Annotated in this window: 14 protein-coding genes; 9 read left to right on the top strand and 5 right to left on the bottom strand. The window is 69.1% G+C overall.

All coding sequences use genetic code 11. The features are described 5' to 3' along the window. Positions 1-9: 9 nt before the first annotated feature. From OHB49_RS16380 to OHB49_RS16390, 3 genes are read left to right on the top strand one after another with little or no spacing between them, the layout of a single operon-like run. On the top strand, positions 10-876 hold the full coding sequence (locus OHB49_RS16380; RefSeq protein ID WP_030969486.1) for a hypothetical protein: 867 nt from the start codon (positions 10-12) through the stop codon (positions 874-876). Beyond that, complete coding sequence (locus OHB49_RS16385; protein ID WP_329161122.1) at positions 877-2,790, top strand: fumarate reductase/succinate dehydrogenase flavoprotein subunit; 1,914 nt, start codon at positions 877-879, stop codon at positions 2,788-2,790. After that, positions 2,787-3,563 carry a succinate dehydrogenase/fumarate reductase iron-sulfur subunit gene (locus OHB49_RS16390; RefSeq protein WP_030969473.1) on the top strand — a complete coding sequence of 259 codons (777 nt, stop codon included), beginning with the start codon at positions 2,787-2,789 and terminating at the stop codon, positions 3,561-3,563. The genes OHB49_RS16385 and OHB49_RS16390 overlap by 4 nt, the downstream gene beginning before the upstream one ends. A gap of 54 nt (positions 3,564-3,617) precedes the next feature. Here OHB49_RS16390 and OHB49_RS16395 read toward each other — a convergent pair whose 3' ends face one another. Genes OHB49_RS16395 through OHB49_RS16405 form a run of 3 tightly spaced genes read right to left on the bottom strand, consistent with a single transcriptional unit; the run spans position 3,618 to position 6,174 of the window. Then, positions 3,618-4,169, bottom strand: coding sequence for an isochorismatase family protein (locus tag OHB49_RS16395; RefSeq protein ID WP_030969471.1), 552 nt, complete (start codon positions 4,167-4,169; stop codon positions 3,618-3,620). 41 nt (positions 4,170-4,210) lie between these two features. After that, on the bottom strand, positions 4,211-5,707 hold the full coding sequence (locus OHB49_RS16400) for an MFS transporter (RefSeq protein WP_329161125.1): 1,497 nt from the start codon (positions 5,705-5,707) through the stop codon (positions 4,211-4,213). Continuing rightward, positions 5,704-6,174: a MarR family winged helix-turn-helix transcriptional regulator gene (locus OHB49_RS16405; RefSeq protein WP_329161127.1), complete on the bottom strand. Its 471-nt coding sequence runs from the start codon at positions 6,172-6,174 to the stop codon at positions 5,704-5,706. The genes OHB49_RS16400 and OHB49_RS16405 overlap by 4 nt, the downstream gene beginning before the upstream one ends. A 147-nt stretch (positions 6,175-6,321) precedes the next feature. Here OHB49_RS16405 and OHB49_RS16410 point away from each other — a divergent pair, with 147 nt between their 5' ends. Continuing rightward, positions 6,322-7,392, top strand: a complete 1,071-nt coding sequence (locus tag OHB49_RS16410) for a LacI family DNA-binding transcriptional regulator (protein ID WP_329161128.1) — start codon at positions 6,322-6,324, stop codon at positions 7,390-7,392. Between the two features lie 130 nt (positions 7,393-7,522). Here OHB49_RS16410 and OHB49_RS16415 read toward each other — a convergent pair whose 3' ends face one another. Next, positions 7,523-8,515, bottom strand: coding sequence for an acetylxylan esterase (locus OHB49_RS16415; protein WP_329161129.1), 993 nt, complete (start codon positions 8,513-8,515; stop codon positions 7,523-7,525). Between the two features lie 234 nt (positions 8,516-8,749). On the opposite strand from OHB49_RS16415, the gene OHB49_RS16420 reads away from it, so the two are divergent. The 5 genes from OHB49_RS16420 to OHB49_RS16440 all read left to right on the top strand — a co-directional run bounded on the left by OHB49_RS16420 (position 8,750) and on the right by OHB49_RS16440 (position 14,951). Then, positions 8,750-9,991, top strand: a complete 1,242-nt coding sequence (locus OHB49_RS16420; protein ID WP_313938996.1) for a sugar ABC transporter substrate-binding protein — start codon at positions 8,750-8,752, stop codon at positions 9,989-9,991. A gap of 5 nt (positions 9,992-9,996) precedes the next feature. Further along, a complete protein-coding gene (locus OHB49_RS16425; protein WP_329161130.1) occupies positions 9,997-10,989 on the top strand; it encodes a carbohydrate ABC transporter permease in 993 nt (330 codons plus the stop codon). Beyond that, positions 10,986-11,888 (top strand): carbohydrate ABC transporter permease, encoded by a 903-nt coding sequence (locus OHB49_RS16430; RefSeq protein ID WP_443079528.1) that lies wholly within the window; start codon positions 10,986-10,988, stop codon positions 11,886-11,888. Before OHB49_RS16425 ends, OHB49_RS16430 begins: the two co-directional genes overlap by 4 nt. An 81-nt stretch (positions 11,889-11,969) precedes the next feature. Continuing rightward, the gene (locus OHB49_RS16435; RefSeq protein ID WP_329161131.1) at positions 11,970-13,172 is read left to right on the top strand and encodes a glycoside hydrolase family 1 protein; all 1,203 of its coding nucleotides are present in this window, start codon (positions 11,970-11,972) and stop codon (positions 13,170-13,172) included. A gap of 243 nt (positions 13,173-13,415) precedes the next feature. After that, positions 13,416-14,951: a glucoamylase family protein gene (locus OHB49_RS16440; protein ID WP_030969453.1), complete on the top strand. Its 1,536-nt coding sequence runs from the start codon at positions 13,416-13,418 to the stop codon at positions 14,949-14,951. Positions 14,952-14,985: 34 nt separating this feature from the next. Here OHB49_RS16440 and OHB49_RS16445 read toward each other — a convergent pair whose 3' ends face one another. Beyond that, entirely contained in the window at positions 14,986-16,035 is a 1,050-nt protein-coding gene (locus OHB49_RS16445; RefSeq protein ID WP_329166501.1) for a glycoside hydrolase family 18 protein, read from the bottom strand. Positions 16,036-16,103: the final 68 nt, after the last annotated feature.

Here is a 16,103-nt window from a genome sequence, read left to right on the forward strand (position 1 = left end):
GAGAGTTCCTTGGCCACCGGAACGGAACCAGGTACGGAACCACCACAACTGAAGGGGCCGGCCCGGCGCGGCGCACGCGCCCGGCCGTCCGGTGTGCACGGCGCCTCGCGGGCCGCCATCACCGCCCGACATCTGCGGACCGACCGCTGGTGGCTGGCGCCCGCGGTGACCGCGGGCGGTCTCCTCGCCTTCATCGTCTACTCGACGTGGCGGGCCTTCTCGAACGCGGACTACTACGCCGCCCCCTATGTGTCGCCGTTCTACTCGCCCTGCCTGGCGGAGAACTGCGCCCCCATGCGGCACGGCCCGAACTGGGAGATCTTCGGCAGCTGGTGGGGCCTCTCCCCCGCCCTGCTGATCCTGATCTTCCCGCTCGGCTTCCGGCTGACCTGCTACTACTACCGCAAGGCCTACTACCGGGGCTTCTGGGCCTCGCCCCCGGCCTGCGCGGTGGCCGAGCCGCACACGACGTACACCGGCGAGACCCGCTTCCCGCTGATCATGCAGAACATCCACCGGTACTTCTTCTACGCCGCACTGCCGGTCGCCGGGATCCTCACGTACGACACCGTGCTCTCCTTCCGCGACGAGCACTACGCCTGGGGTCACATGGGCCTCGGCTCCCTGATCTTCCTGGTCAACATCGTGCTGATCTGGGCGTACACCCTGTCCTGCCACTCCTGCCGGCACATCATCGGCGGCCGGCTGCGGCACTTCTCCAAACACCCCGTGCGCTACCGGCTGTGGGGCTGGGTGGGCCGGCTCAACGCCCGCCACATGCTGCTGGCCTGGTCCTCCCTGATCAGCGTGGCGCTCGCCGACTTCTACGTGTATCTCGTCGCCTCCGGCGCCTTCGACGATCCGAGGTTTTTCTGAATGACAGAGCTCGAACGGCAGCAGTGGGACGTCGTCGTGGTCGGTGCCGGAGGCGCCGGGCTGCGCGCCGCCATCGAGGCACGGGAGCGCGGCGCCCGCACTGCGGTGATCTGCAAATCGCTCTTCGGCAAGGCGCACACCGTCATGGCGGAGGGCGGAATCGCCGCCTCCATGGGCAACGTGAACTCCGGGGACAACTGGCAGGTGCACTTCCGCGACACGATGCGCGGCGGGAAGTTCCTCAACCAGTGGCGGATGGCGGAGCTGCACGCCAAGGAGGCACCGGACCGGGTCTGGGAGCTGGAGACCTGGGGTGCGCTCTTCGACCGTACGCCGGACGGAAAGATCTCTCAGCGCAACTTCGGTGGCCACGAGTACCCGCGGCTCGCACACGTCGGGGACCGTACCGGCCTCGAACTGATCCGCACCCTCCAGCAGAAGATCGTCTCGCTGCAGCAGGAGGACTACCGCGAACACGGTGACTACGAAGCCCGGTTGAAGGTCTTCCAGGAGTGCACCGTCACCCGCGTGCTGAAGGACGGCGAGAGGGTCAGCGGGACCTTCTGCTACGAGCGGGAGTCCGGTCGCTTCTTCGTCCTCGAAGCCCCCGCGGTCGTCCTCGCCACCGGCGGCATCGGCAAGTCCTTCAAGGTGACGTCGAACTCCTGGGAGTACACCGGCGACGGCCACGCCCTCGCGCTGCTGGCGGGGGCGCCCCTGCTGAACATGGAGTTCGTGCAGTTCCACCCGACCGGCATGGTCTGGCCCCCGTCGGTGAAGGGCATCCTCGTCACCGAGTCGGTGCGCGGCGACGGCGGCGTACTGCGCAATTCCGAGGGCAAGCGGTTCATGTTCGACTACGTCCCCGATGTGTTCAAGGAGAAGTACGCGCAGTCGGAGGAGGAGGGCGACCGCTGGTACGAGGACCCGGACCACAACCGCCGCCCGCCCGAGCTGCTGCCGCGCGACGAGGTCGCCCGCGCCATCAACTCGGAGGTGAAGGCGGGCCGCGGCTCACCGCACGGCGGAGTGTTCCTGGATGTGTCGACCCGGATGCCCGCAGAGACGATCCGGCGGCGGCTGCCCTCGATGTACCACCAGTTCAAGGAGCTGGCGGATGTCGACATCACGGCGGAGGCGATGGAGGTCGGCCCGACCTGCCACTACGTGATGGGCGGGATCGCCGTCGACTCGGACACCGCGGCGGCCGTCGCCGTGCCCGGTCTGTTCGCCGCGGGCGAGGTCGCGGGCGGCATGCACGGCTCCAACCGGCTCGGCGGGAACTCCCTCTCCGACCTGCTGGTCTTCGGCCGTCGGGCCGGACTGCACGCCGCCGAGTACGCGGCCGGACTGTCCGCAGCCCCCGAGGTGGATGACGTACAGATCGACGAGGCAGCGGCGGAGGCCCTGCGTCCGTTCAGCGCGGAGGACCTGGCGGACGGGGCGGCGGCAGAGAATCCGTACACCCTCCACCAGGAACTCCAGCAGACGATGAACGACCTGGTCGGCATCATCCGGCGGGCACCCGAGATGGAACAGGCCCTGGAGAAGCTGGCCGCCCTGCGGGTACGGGCGCACCGCGCCGGCGTCGAGGGGCACCGGCAGTTCAACCCCGGCTGGCACCTCTCGCTGGACCTGCGGAACATGCTGCTGGTCAGCGAGTGCATCGCCCGGGCGGCCCTGGAGCGCACGGAGAGCCGCGGCGGTCACACCCGCGAGGACTGTCCGACGATGGAGCGCTCCTGGCGGCCGGCCAACCTGCTGTGCCGGCTGGCCGGCGACGACGCCGTGAAAGCGGGCGGCCAGATCGAACTCGTACGCAAGACGACCGAACCCATCCGCCCGGATCTGCTCTCCCTCTTCGAGAAGGAGGAGCTGGTCAAGTACCTCGCCGAAGAGGAGCTGTACGAGTGAGCAGCTACGACGCACGGTTCAGGGTGTGGCGCGGGGACCCCGACGGCGGCGGCCTGGAGGACTTCACGGTCGAGGTGAACGACGGGGAGGTCGTCCTCGACATCATCCACCGGATCCAGGCCACCCAGGCGGGCGATCTGGCGGTGCGCTGGAACTGCAAGGCGGGCAAGTGCGGTTCGTGCAGCGCGGAGATCAACGGACGGCCGCGGCTGATGTGCATGACCCGCATGTCGGTGTTCGGCCGGGAGGAGACGATCACCGTCACTCCGCTGCGGGCGTTCCCGGTGGTCCGCGATCTGGTGACGGACGTGACGTTCAACTACACCAAGGCGCGGGAAGTGCCCGCCTTCGTACCGCCGGAAGGGGTGAAGGCGGGCGACTACCGGATGCAGCAGGTCGATGTCGACCGCTCGCAGGAGTTCCGCAAGTGCATCGAGTGCTTCCTGTGCCAGGACACCTGCCATGTGGTCCGCGACCACGAGGAGAACAAGACGGCGTTCGCCGGACCGCGCTTCCTGATGCGGGTCGCCGAGCTGGACATGCACCCCCTGGACGCCGCTGCCGAGTCGGGACTCGACCGGAAGGCGACGGCGCAGGAGGAGCACGGGCTGGGCTACTGCAACATCACCAAGTGCTGTACGGAGGTGTGTCCCGAGCACATCAAGATCACGGACAATGCGCTGATCCCGCTGAAGGAGCGGGCGGTGGACCGCAAGTACGACCCACTGGTGTGGCTGGGGAACAAGATCAGCCGACGCCGGGACGCTCCGTGACCGGGCTCGAGCCGAGGACCGGGCTCGAGCCGAGCCCGGCCGGCTCGACGGGGCTCAGCCGAGCAGCTTGACGATCGCCTCGGTGGTGTCCGTCTCGCCGAGCCTCGGGAAGATCTTCTCGATGCTGTTGTCGTGGGCGCCGCCGTCCATGTCGGTGACCGCGTCCGTGACGACGGTGACGTTGTAGCCGTGCTCGTTCGCGGCCCGGGCGGTGGACTCCACGCCGATGCTGGTGGCGATGCCCGTCACCACGACCTGCGTGACACCGCGGCGGCGCAGCTGAAGGTCGAGGTCGGTGCCGTAGAAGGCGCCCCACTGCTGCTTGGTGACCACGATGTCGCCGTCGCGCGGACCGAGCTCGGGGACGATGTCGGCCCAATCGGCAGCCGGCTGCCCGGAACGCTGGGCGCCCTCGGTGCGGCCGGGGGCGCCGCCGGTGACACGGACCAGAACGACCGGGAGACCCTTGGCGCGGAACGCGTCGGCGAGGGTCGCGGAGTTCGCGATGACGTCGGCGGCCGGGTGGGCGGTGGGGAGGGCGACGATGCCCTTCTGAAGATCGACGACGACCAGGGCGGTCTTCGGGTCCAGGGTGGTGGCGGTCATGATGGCGCTCCTCTGAGGGGGATGGGTGGTGCCTGTGGTGGTCAGGTGCGGGTGCGCAGTGCGCGGTCGGTGACGGTCAGGACGATCAGCAGCAGGCCGAGTACGACGGAGACCGCTGCCATGAGATGGAGCCCGCTGTCGCTCGCCGACCGGCCGTAGGCGAGGGCGATCAGGCTGGACGCGGTGATGGCCCCGATGTACTGGGCGGTGCGCTGGAGTCCGGCGGCGGATCCGATGCTCTCGGGCGGCGCGTACGCCTGGACGGCGGCCTGGTTGCTCGTACCGATCAGCCCCTGCGGGATGCCGAAGCAGGCTCCGGCGAGCAGCAGTACGGCCAGCGGCGTGGAACCGGAGAGGAACACCAGCACCGCGGACCCGACGGTGAGCAGCACACAGGCCAGCGCGAGAGGGCCGCGGATGCCCTTCGTCCGGGCTCCGAGCAGCGAACAGACCAGTGCGGCGAGTGACATCGGCAGCATCAGCAGTCCGGTGTGGCCGGAGGAGTAGCCACGTACCTCTTCCAACCACTGCGTGTATCCGTACATCACGCAGTAGATCAACAGATAGCTCAGTCCGTGCCGCAGATACGTGCGGGCGAGCGCTGCGTTGCTCGCGAGCATCCGCAGGTCGATGAAGGGTCGCGGGCGGCGCAGCTGCCACCACACCAGCACACCGGTCAGCGCGGCGAAGGGCGCGAGCAGCCACCACATCGGGTGGGCGAGATCGAGCAGGAAGAAGACCAGCACGGTCAGGGCGGTGGCGAAGAGGCCGATGCCGAGCGGATCGAGGTCGACCCGGGGCGCACGGCCGTCGGCTCCACGCGTGCGCGGCGGATCCGCCGGGATCCAGAGCAGCGCGGAGCCGAACGCGATGAGGGCGACGGGCACATTGACGGCGAAGATGCCCCGCCAGCCGACCGCCATGACGAGCAGCCCGCCGAGCGTGGGCCCGATGGCGGCGCTGCCGAGCGCGGCGAAGGAGAGCCGGGCCAGGACGGGGCGTGGGGTGGCGCGGCCGATCCGCCGGGACTCGTCGCGCAGCACCGCCATGGCTGCCGGGTAGGCGGCCGACGTACCGATGCCGAGCAGCAGCCGGGATGCGATCAGCCAGCCGAAACTCGGCGCGAACGTCCCGACGAGACCGGAGGCGATCACGACGACCAGACCGGCGAGGAACACGCGGCGCGGGCCGAGGGCGTCGGCGAGCTTGCCGAGAACGGGCTGGGCGACGGCGCTGGCGAGGTAGAGGACCGAGATGAGCCAGGCGGTGTCGGCGGCACCGATGCCGAAGGTGTGGCCGATCGCCACCAGGGCGGTGGAGATCATGGTGGTGTTGAGCGGGTTGAGCAGGGAGCCGAGGAGCAGCGGCGCGGTGAGGCGCGCACTGAAACCGGGGCCGGTGGCTGCGGGGCGGCCGGCGGAAGTGGCCGGGAGAGGGCCGACGGCAGCGGTGGCCGTCGCGACCGCTGCCGGTACCGGCCGGTCGCTCGTCACTCTCACTTTCACCGCGTCCGCCGGTGTCGGCTCCGGGGCGGTCACCGCTCGACCAGGCGGTCCAGGAGGGCCGTGGCCTCGGCGACGGTACGGCACTCGGCCCCGTCGAGCTCGGCAGCGATCGCTTCGGCGAGCCAGTTGTGCTTGGCGGCCCGGACCGCGCCGAGCGTGGTCCGGCCGACGTCCGAGATGGACATGACCGACTTCCGGCCGTCGGCAGGATCCGGTGCCCGCTCGACGAGCCCCTGGCTCTCCAGCGCCCCGAGGGTCAGCCGCATGGACTGGGGCCGTACGTATTCGGCGCGGGCCAGCGCGGCCGTGGTGGCCGGGCCCTCCTGGTCGAGACGGGCGAGCACCGAGCGCTGGGTCGGGGTGAGCAGGCTGTCCGACGACGTGGTGCGCAGCCTGCGCAGCAGCCGGCTGACGACGGACGCCAGCTGCGTCGCGACCTGCTCCGCGCTGGGCTCGCCGCCCGGCTCGGCGGCGGTGGTTTCGGACAATGGCTCCCGCATGGATCCACCGTAAAAGATGTACAGGCCATCTTGCAAGGTTACCTGTCTATTTTCGCCCACCCTTGCTCGCGGCGCGGCGCACGATCTAGGGTGAATGCGCTTTCATGATGTGCAGGTACGGAAGAAGAAGCGGACGGGTCGGTTCGGGTGAGTGCCCCAACGGTGTACGACGTCGCAGAGCGGTCGGGCGTCTCGATTGCGACGGTCTCGCGGGTCTACCGCAACCCCGACTCCGTGCGTGCCCAGACCCGCGAGCGCGTCCTCGACGCGGCCCGCGAGCTCGGATACGTACCCAGCGGGAACGCGCGGGGCCTGGCCAGCCGGACCACCGGGGTGCTCGGGCTCTGCTTCCCCGACTACGCCGACCCGGACGCCGAGGCCGACGCGGAGGCCGACAGCGACGCCGACGACGCGGTGATGCTCTACTCCGACCAGATCATCCGCGGCATGGAACGCGCGGCACGGCGACACGGGTACGCGCTGCTGATCGCCGCGTCACTGGAGGGCGGGCCCGAGAGCCTTGTCGCGAAGGTGGCCGGCCGGGTCGACGGCTTCGCGGTGCTGGCGCAGACCGTGCCGACCGAGGACCTCGACGTGATCTCACGCCGGCTGCCGGTGGTGATGCTCGCCGGACCGCGCGAGATCGACCACCTCGACCACATCGTCGTGGCCAATGCCGACGGCGAACGCGAACTGGCCCGCCATCTCATCGAGGACCACGGGCTGCGCAGACTCGCCTTCATCGGGGGCGAGGTGGCGTCACCGGACGCCGAGGCGCGCTTCCGCGGCTTCCGGGACGCCTGCCGCGACGCCGGACTCCCGGTGCCGGACGCACCGGACATGCGGGCCGAGATGATGACGCAGGCAGAAGGCGCCCGGACGGCGGAAGCCATGCTCGACCGGTACGCGGGCCTGAGTGACACCGAACGCCCGCAGGCCATGCTGTTCGCCAACGACCAGATGGCGGTGGGCGCACTGCGCGCACTGGAACGGCGCGGGGTGCGGGTGCCCGAGGAACTCGCCGTGACCGGGTTCGACGGGATCCCGCTGAGCCGGATCGTACGGCCGCCGCTGACGACCGTACGGCAGCCGATCCGGCAGCTGGGCGAGCAGGCGGTCGAGCTGCTCGTGCAGCGCCTGGGCGACCGGGAGCGCGAGCCGGTATCCCTGATGCTCCCGGTGTCCCTGGCCCGCCGGGCGAGCTGCGGCTGCGGCTGAGCCCGCCGAACGGGCCGCGGCTGCTGCGCCCACCCTGGACGAGCCGCGAAGCCCGGCCCGTCCGGCGCGTGAGGCCGGGCCGACCCGGCAGTTGCGCACGCCTGGACGCGCAAGCCCGGCCCGACGCCCTCTAACCCAGATGCGCCCGGAAGAACCGCTCTCGCTCCGCCCGCAGCCGCGCCACCTCCCGGGCAAGCCCCTCGTGCTCGAAATGCCCCGCGCTCAGCACCTGCAGTTCACGCGGTCCGGCGAGCGCGTTGTGTACGGCGAACTGGCCAGGTGGCGGCACCGAGGGATCGAACAGCGCTGCCGCCACCAGTGTCGGCAGCTCCAGGTGGGCGGCGGCCGTCGCAGCGTCGAAATAACGCAGCACCTCGGTGACTTCGGGATGCTCCCGGTGATACGCGCGCAACGACTCGCCGCTGCCGACGCACCGCAGCGTGAGCCGCAACGGGTGGTTGCCGAACGTGGGCACCGTCAGCTGCGCCGCGCCGAACCGGTCGTCCCACGGCAGGGCCAGCGCACCGAGCCCGCCGCCGAAGCTCTCCCCGAGATAGCCGAGCCCGGGAGCCCCCGGACCACCCCCGGGGGCCAGCTCCGGAACGAGTTCGTGCAGCGCCGACGCGGCACACCACAGATCCGCCACGCAGTCGCCGATGACGTACGTGTCACGCGACTCGATGCCGTGGCGGACATGCGCGTCGGCCACATCGGGGACGCCCCGCCACAGACCGCGGCTGCCCATGCCGCGCACGCAGGGCAGGATCGCGGCGGACCGGGGCAGAGGCAGTGGCAGATCGGGCCCCGGCTCCTGCCGGCCCCCGTACCCGTGGCCGATGACGAATCCGTGCTCCGCGGCGCCCTCGGCGGGCAGAGCGAGCCAGCCGCCGAGCCGGACCCCGCCCACAGACGTGAACGTCACACCCTGGATCCGCAGTCCGTCCCGCTCGTCCTCCAGCGGGCCGGCCTCCGGCTCCGTGGCGACCTTGCGCGCCTCGTCGTGGCGGGCTCGCCAGAAGGCCGCGAAATCGCCCGGGGCCGCGGGCTCGGGGACGCTCAGGAGCTCGTCCCGCGTGTACCCGTAGGACGGATCGAACGGGAAATCATGCGCAAACGAAGACATGATCACGACAATATCGCCCCATCCCGACAGGGGTGGCCCTGTACGAAATGGGTCACATCCTCTTCATATTCGCAAACACACCGCTTACCGATCCAAAGTTGAACATTCAGATGACGAGCACGTTGCACGAGTGTGACCTAGCACCCCCTTGCGCACCTCCGAATCCGTGTCGCAGAGTGATGTATGCGCTTACAGGCAGCGCATACATCCGGATTGCTCAAGGAGGAGCCCTCCATGTCCCGCACCGCCAGAACCGCCTCGGTCGGTATCGCAGTCGCGCTCGCATTCGGTATCACTGCATGCGGCAGTTCCGGTGCCGACGTCGCCGCGGACAAGAAGCAGACGCTCACCGTCTGGGCCATGGGGGCCGAGGGCGAGAAGCTCGCGGATGTGGCGAAGGTCTACGAGAAGTCGCACCCGAACATCACCGTCAAGGTGACTCCGGTCGGCTGGGACGTCGCCCACCAGAAGCTCGTCTCCGCGGCCGCCGCCGGCACCATGCCGGACGTGGCGCAGATGGGTGGCAGCTACATGGGCGAGTTCTCCGAGCTCGGTGTCCTGGAGCCGGTGGACACCAAGACCTTCGACAAGAAGGACTTCTTCCCGTCCGGCTGGAACCAGGGCGAGGTGGACGGCACCGCGTACGGCGTGCCGTGGTACGTGGACACCCGCGTCCTCTACTACCGCACCGACCTGGCCGAGAAGGCCGGCATCGACAAGGCTCCGACCAACTGGAAGGAGATGCAGGACCTCGCCACCGCGTACCAGAAGAAGGCCGGTACCAAGTGGGGCCTGTCCATCCAGCCCAGCGGCCTGGACACGGTGCAGAACTTCTACTCCTTCCTGTACTCGGCCGGCGGCGAGATCGTCAACGACAAGGGCGAAGCCGTCATCGACAGCCCCGAGGCCGTCAAGGCGCTCAAGGAGTACGGCACGTACTTCGACAAGGGCCTCTCCAACAAGTCCGTGGCGCCCGGCTACGACGTGGTGAAGGACTTCGGCAACGGCCGCGTCCCGATGTTCTTCGGCGGCCCCTGGCACGTCACCCTGCTGAACGAGGGTCAGCCGCAGATCAAGGGCAAGTGGGCGGTGGCCAACGTCCCCGCCGACAAGTCCTCCGTCTCCATGGCGGGCGGCTCCTCCCTGGTGGTTTCCAAGGACAGTGAGCACAAGGCCGCTGCCACGGAGTTCATCAAGTACCTGACCGACACCAAGGGCCAGGCCGACTGGTACAAGCGCACCAAGGACCTGCCCGCCAACACCGCGGCCTGGACCTCCGGGGCCCTCGCCGACGACGCCGACCTCCAGGTCTTCAAGAAGCAGATGGACACCGCCAAGGCCGCTCCCTCGCTCGCCAAGTGGACCGAGATCACCGACAAGGTCGACCAGGCCATCGCGAAGGTCACCCAGGGCAAGGCTTCCGCCGAGGACGCGCTGAAGACGGCGCAGTCCCAGATCGAAGGCCTCGTGAAGTAGGAGCCATGAGCACCACGACCCGAAAGGCCGCACAGCCGGCCAAGGTGCAGGCCGGGCCGGGGACCTCCCAGTCCCCGGCCGCCGGGCCCCAGGAGCGCCGGGGTGGCAAGAGGTCGTCGATGGGTGTGCAGAACGCGGCCGGCTGGCTGTTCTCCACCCCCTTCCTCGTCCTCTTCACCGTCTTCATGGCGTTCCCGATCCTCGCCACCCTGCTGATGAGTTTCACCGACTTCGGGCTGCGCAATGTCACGCACCCGCTGGACGTGAATTTCATCGGCTTCGAGAACTACGCCAATCTGTTCAGCGACGAGAAGTTCCTCAAGTCGCTCTTCAACACGGCGTACTTCGTGGTCATCGGCGTCCCCCTGACGATCTTCCTCGGACTGGTCGTCGCGGTGCTGCTGAACAACGGCATCGACCGGGCCCGGACCTTCTTCCGGGTCGGCTTCTACGCCCCGGTGGTCACGACCATCGTCGCCGTCGCCGTGGTCTGGCGGATTGTCCTGGACCCGAGCGACGGGCTGATCGCCGGCCTCTTCACCGAAGTGGGTCTCACCCCTCCGGACTTCCTCGGCTCCGAGACACTGGCGATGCCGTCGATGATCGCCATGGCGGTATGGCGCAACCTCGGCACGGTCATGGTGCTTTTCATCGCCGGACTGCAGGCCATTCCCACTGAAGTGCGGGAAGCCGCGAAGCTCGACGGCGCCGGTGTCTGGCACGAGTTCCGCAGGATCACCGTGCCCCTGCTGCGGCCGACGCTGCTCTACGCCACCGTCATCACCACCATCGGCTACCTCAACGTCTTCGAGGAACCGTTCGTGATGACGCAGGGCGGACCCTCGGACTCCACCCTCACCGTCTCGCTGAACATGTACCGCGAGGGCTTCAACTTCTTCCACATGGGCTACGCGAGCGCCATGGCGTATGTCCTCTTCGTAGTGATCATGGGCATCACTGTGCTCCAGCTCCGACTGCTGAAGGACAACACGAAATGAGCGCCACCCGTGCACCCGGCGCCGTCCCGACGGCGCCGTCGAAGGAGCCGATCGGGCCCCAGGGAATGAAGCAGACCCGGAGCCCGAAGCGGCTGCTGATCTATGTCCTGCTCGCGGCCGGCCTGTTGATCATGTCCGCCCCGTTCCTCTGGATGGCGCTCTCGGCCTTCAAGACGTCGAGCGAACTGTCGGCCAGCCCGCCCGTGTGGGTCCCCACCGAGTGGACCCTGGACAACTTCCGGGACCTGCTCGACAAGCTCGATCTGCCGCTGTACTTCATGAACTCCGTCATCGTGGCGGTGCTGGTCACCGTCTCCAACCTGGTGTTCTGCTCGATGCTCGGCTACGCCCTGGCCAAGCTGAACTTCGTCGGGCGCAACAAGATCTTCGGGCTGGTCCTGGGCGCCCTGATGGTGCCCGGCAACCTGATGCTGCTGCCGCTCTTCGTGCTGATGAGCAAGCTCCGACTGATCGACAGCTACGCGGGACTTGTGCTGCCTTTCGCCGCGGGAGCCTTCGGTGTCTTCCTGATGAGGCAGTTCATGCAGTCGATCCCGGACGAGCTGCTGGAAGCGGCCCGGATGGACGGCGCCGGCGAGTGGTACATCTTCTGGCGGATCGTGATGCCGCTGGTGAAGCCCGCCCTCGCAACGCTCTCGATCTTCGCCTTCCTCGGTTCCTGGAACAACTTCGTCTGGCCGCTGATCGCGACCAACGACCCGGACAAATACACCCTTCCGGTCGCGCTCGCGACGTTCGCCACGGACCCCAACAAGGCCGGTGGCTCCAACGGCATGCTGATGGCCGGAGCGTTCCTGGTCGTGCTGCCCGTGCTGATCCTTTTCATCGCACTGCAGCGGCACTTCACCCAGGGCATCGCCACGGCGGGCATGAAATAGCCCGCCCCACCGACTCGTACCGGGCCGCGCCCCGCACCCCCGCCGGCCGCCCACCTTCACGCACCAGAAAGACATTTTGCGATGACTCACACCCAGGTCCCGTTCCCCGAAGGCTTCCTGTGGGGTGCCTCCACGGCCGCCCACCAGATCGAGGGCAACAACACCAACAGCGACTGGTGGGTGAAGGAACACGCCGCGGGCACCCACATCCAGGAGCCGAGCCTGGACGCCTGCGACAGCTACCACCGCTGGCACGAGGACATGGACGTTCTCGCCGGACTGGGCTTCACCGACTACCGGTTCTCCATCGAGTGGGCGCGCATCGAGCCGGCCGAGGGCCAGTTCTCCCGGGCCGAGCTCGCCCACTACCGCCGCATGGTCGAAGGCGCCGTTTCGCGCGGCCTGCGTCCGATGATCACGCTGCACCACTTCACCGTGCCGCAGTGGTTCGAGGCGCGCGGCGGCTGGACCGCCGAGGGTGCCACCGAGCTCTTCGCCCGCTACGCCGCCGCCTGCGCACCGGTGATCGGCCAGGACGTCAGCCACGTCTGCACCATCAACGAGCCCAACATGATCGCCGTGATGGCCGGCCAGGCGAAGCGTGGCGACAACAGCTTCCCGCCGGCGGGTCTGCCGACTCCGGACGACGAGACCACCCAGGCCGTCATCGCCGCCCACCACGCGGCCGTCAAGGAGGTCAAGGCGATCAACGCCGACATCCAGGTCGGCTGGACCATCGCCAACCAGGTCTACCAGGCCCTGCCCGGCGCCGAGGACGTCACCGCCGCGTACCGCCACCCGCGCGAGGACATCTTCATCGAGGCCGCCCGCGGCGACGACTGGATCGGCGTCCAGTCCTACACCCGTACCAAGATCGGTTCCGACGGCCCGATCCCGACGGCCGACGGCGCCGAGCGCACCCTTACGCAGTGGGAGTACTACCCTTCCGCGGTGGGCTACGCCCTGCGCCACACCGCCGAGGTCGTCGGCTGCGACGTACCGCTGATCGTGACCGAGAACGGCATCGCGACCGACGACGACAGCCGTCGCATCGACTACTACACCGGGGCGCTGAACGAGGTCGCCACCGCGCTGCAGGACGGCCTCAACATCCAGGGCTACCTGGCGTGGAGCGCACTCGACAACTACGAGTGGGGCTCCTACAAGCCCACCTTCGGCCTGATCGGCTGGGACCCGGAGACCTTCGAGCGGCTGCCGAAGCCGTCCGCCGTCTGGCTGGGCGAGATGGGCCGCACCCGCACGCTGCCGCGCATCGCCGACTGACGGCAACCCACAGACCGGGAGCCACCTGACGGCCCCGTTCAGTACGGGAGCCGACGGAACCTGACGGCCGCCGGTCCCCGTGCTGCTCCGTTCGGCGCGGCCGAAGCCCCACGGCCTCGGCCGCGCCGACGGCCATACCCGAAAACGACGCCACTGCCATACCCGCGGCAATCTCTCCACTGCCGCGTCGAGCACGCCACGAAATTCCCCCTTCCCCCTTCTGCCACTGGGAGCTGGATCTTCATGGACCGTCGCACATTCATCACCGCCGCCGGGACCGGGGCTGCCGCCCTGTCCCTGGGGGCCGTATCCGCGTCCTCCGCGAGCGCCGCGCAGTCTGCGCCATCCCTGGCCGCCGCGCCGGCCGCTCGTTCCGTTCGATCCGCGCGTACCGCGCAACCTGTTCATGCTCTTGATACACCGCTGCTGCTGCGCTGGTTCCGCGATACGTATCACTCGATCGAGGCCATGACGACCGACCTCGGTCTGGCCACGGACAAGATCGACGTCAGCGGCTCCGGCGGCCCCGTCCAGTCCCGCCAGACCTCGCCCACCAATATCGGCTGCGGCCTCTGGTCGACCGTCGCCGCCGCCGGTCTCGGCGTGATCGGCGAAGCCACGATGCACCGCAGGCTGGAGCGCACCGTCCGGACCGTGGAGAAGCTGGAGCGCCACCACGGCTTCTGGCTCAACTGGTACGACGCGCACGACGGTTCGGTGCTGACGGAGTGGCCCGGCACCGGGGACCCGGTCCGCCCGTTCCTCTCCTCCGTCGACAACGCCTGGCTGATCACCGGCCTGCGCATCGCCGCTGACGCCTCACCCGCGCTGCGCCCCCGCGTCGCCAGGATCCTGGCGACCGCCGACTGGTCGTACTACTACACGCCGTACGACCCGGCCGACCCGGTTGCCGGCCCCGGTCAGCTGCGCGGCGGCTTCTGGCCCGACACCGAGGAGCCCACCGGGCACCACTACGGGGCTCTCAACACCGAGCCCCGCATGGCCAGTTATCTGGGCATCGCGGACGGCTCGCTGCCCGCCGACCACTACTGGCACCTGCTGCGCACGATGGTTCCCGAGAACGAGCAGGAACAGCATCCGCAGGGTTCGTACGTCGCCATGGACGGCATCCGGGTGTGGCAGGGCCACTACACGCACCGCGGCCGGAAGATCGTGCCCAGCTGGGGCGGTTCGATGTTCGAGGCGCTGATGGTGCCGCTGTTCGTGCCGGAGGCGGAGTGGTCGCCCCAGTCCTGGGGTCTCACTCACCAGCGTTACGTCCGCAGCCAGATCGAACACGGTATGGAGGAGGCGGAGTACGGGTACTGGGGCTTCTCCCCCGCCAACATTCCCGAGGGCGGGTACCAGGAGTACGGTGTCGACGCCATCGGCATGCAGGTCGACGGCTATGCCTCCAACACCGATCGCACGTACACCACGGACGGCGCTCCGCTGCCGCCCGCGTCGGCCTTCACCAACGGTGTGGTCACCCCGCACGCCTCGTTCCTCGCTCTGCCGTACGCACCGGGCGAGGCGGTCGCCAACCTGCGTGCGCTCGACCGCGACTTCGGGGCCTACCACGAGGGCCTCGGCTTCCGGGACTCCGTCAATGTCCGCACCGGACGGGTCAGTGACTACATGCTCGCCCTCGACCAGGGCATGATCGCCGCGGCACTGGCCCAGGCGATCCGCCCCGGGCTGCTGCAACGGCCGTTCCGGACGGGTGGGTTCCGGTCGAAGGTGCGTCCGCTGCTCGCCAAGGAGCGGTTCTCCATCTGACCCGCGGCGGCGTGAAGCAAAGGCAGTCTCGGGGTCAGTTCCATCCCTCCCGGTACGCCGCCCAGTCGCCGTCCCGCGCCGCGAAGTCGACATAGAGCGCGACTCCGAACCGTTCCCGGCCGCGGTCCGTACGCGCCAGACCCAGTCTGGTGCCGCGGACCGCGGCCGGAACCGTCTCCGCCGCCTCACGGTGTCCGAGGTCGTCCTCGTGGAAGAAAGGCAGTCCCATCAGGAGGTCGGTTCCCGGGGGCGTCACCTCCAGGGCGAGCGCGGTCTGCTCGGCGACGTAACCGCCGTACATGCCCTCCAGTGGCATCCAGGTGTCGTACGACATGACGGCGATCTGGTCGACGCGCCGCGCCACCTGCCCGAAGAACTTCTGCGACCACCACTTGGGACTGCCACTGAGCGTGCCCACGACACTGTGGGCGGCGGGCAGCGGGTCGATCTGGTGAGCGGCGACGGAGAGCGTGGCCCCGCGGGCCTTCGTGAGGGCGTGCAGGTCGTCGAGGAGCGAAAGGTAGTGCCGGTCGCCGGAGTGCAGAGGTTCGAGGTCGAAGTGGACACCGTCGAAACCGGCATCGAGGATCTGCCGCGCGGAGTCGACCACAGCGGCGCGGGACGCGCCCCGTTCCAGGCGCAGACCAGCGGGTCCCTCCGTGGCGAGTACGTCCCCGAGCCAGGCCTGCACCCGGATGCCGGGCAGGGTGCGATGTACGGCATCGAGCAGCCACCGCGCCTTCGGGTAGCCGGTCGCGGGCAGTGTGCCGTTGTGCTCCAGAGGTCCCGCATGGACGTACAGATCCTTGATCCCCGTCCCGCGGATACGCTCGGCGAACGCGTCCAGGTCCCTGCCGTTCCTGCGTCCGTCGACCCAGGCGTGCCCGAGCCAGATGGCATCACGGCCGCGGGTACGGGTGTCGTCGCCCGGGTCGCCGGAGTAGTTGAGCCGCAGGGCGACACCCGCGGTGAGCAGCGGAACCACGATCACCAGGACGAGTCCCAGCGCGATCCGCCGCGGCCAGGTCCGCCACAACTGACTCCAGCGGAACCGGGCCGCCCGGCTCCGCACCGCGCCGGCCATGCCCTTCATATGCGAACGCACTCCGCTTACCCCCTGATTGTCGGTGTGCCGTGGCAGTATGACCGGCA

Origin of the sequence: Streptomyces sp. NBC_01717 (assembly GCF_036248255.1) — a bacterium.
Classification (GTDB): domain Bacteria; phylum Actinomycetota; class Actinomycetes; order Streptomycetales; family Streptomycetaceae; genus Streptomyces.

Coding starts and splice junctions, on each gene's coding strand:
- OHB49_RS16385 (WP_329161122.1), top strand. CDS start 877: ATGACAGAGCTCGAACGGCAGCAGTGGGACGTCGTCGTGGTCGGTGCC.
- OHB49_RS16395 (WP_030969471.1), bottom strand. CDS start 4,169: ATGACCGCCACCACCCTGGACCCGAAGACCGCCCTGGTCGTCGTCGAT.
- OHB49_RS16405 (WP_329161127.1), bottom strand. CDS start 6,174: ATGCGGGAGCCATTGTCCGAAACCACCGCCGCCGAGCCGGGCGGCGAG.
- OHB49_RS16415 (WP_329161129.1), bottom strand. CDS start 8,515: ATGTCTTCGTTTGCGCATGATTTCCCGTTCGATCCGTCCTACGGGTAC.
- OHB49_RS16420 (WP_313938996.1), top strand. CDS start 8,750: ATGTCCCGCACCGCCAGAACCGCCTCGGTCGGTATCGCAGTCGCGCTC.
- OHB49_RS16425 (WP_329161130.1), top strand. CDS start 9,997: ATGAGCACCACGACCCGAAAGGCCGCACAGCCGGCCAAGGTGCAGGCC.
- OHB49_RS16430 (WP_443079528.1), top strand. CDS start 10,986: ATGAGCGCCACCCGTGCACCCGGCGCCGTCCCGACGGCGCCGTCGAAG.
- OHB49_RS16435 (WP_329161131.1), top strand. CDS start 11,970: ATGACTCACACCCAGGTCCCGTTCCCCGAAGGCTTCCTGTGGGGTGCC.
- OHB49_RS16440 (WP_030969453.1), top strand. CDS start 13,416: ATGGACCGTCGCACATTCATCACCGCCGCCGGGACCGGGGCTGCCGCC.
- OHB49_RS16445 (WP_329166501.1), bottom strand. CDS start 16,035: ATGGCCGGCGCGGTGCGGAGCCGGGCGGCCCGGTTCCGCTGGAGTCAG.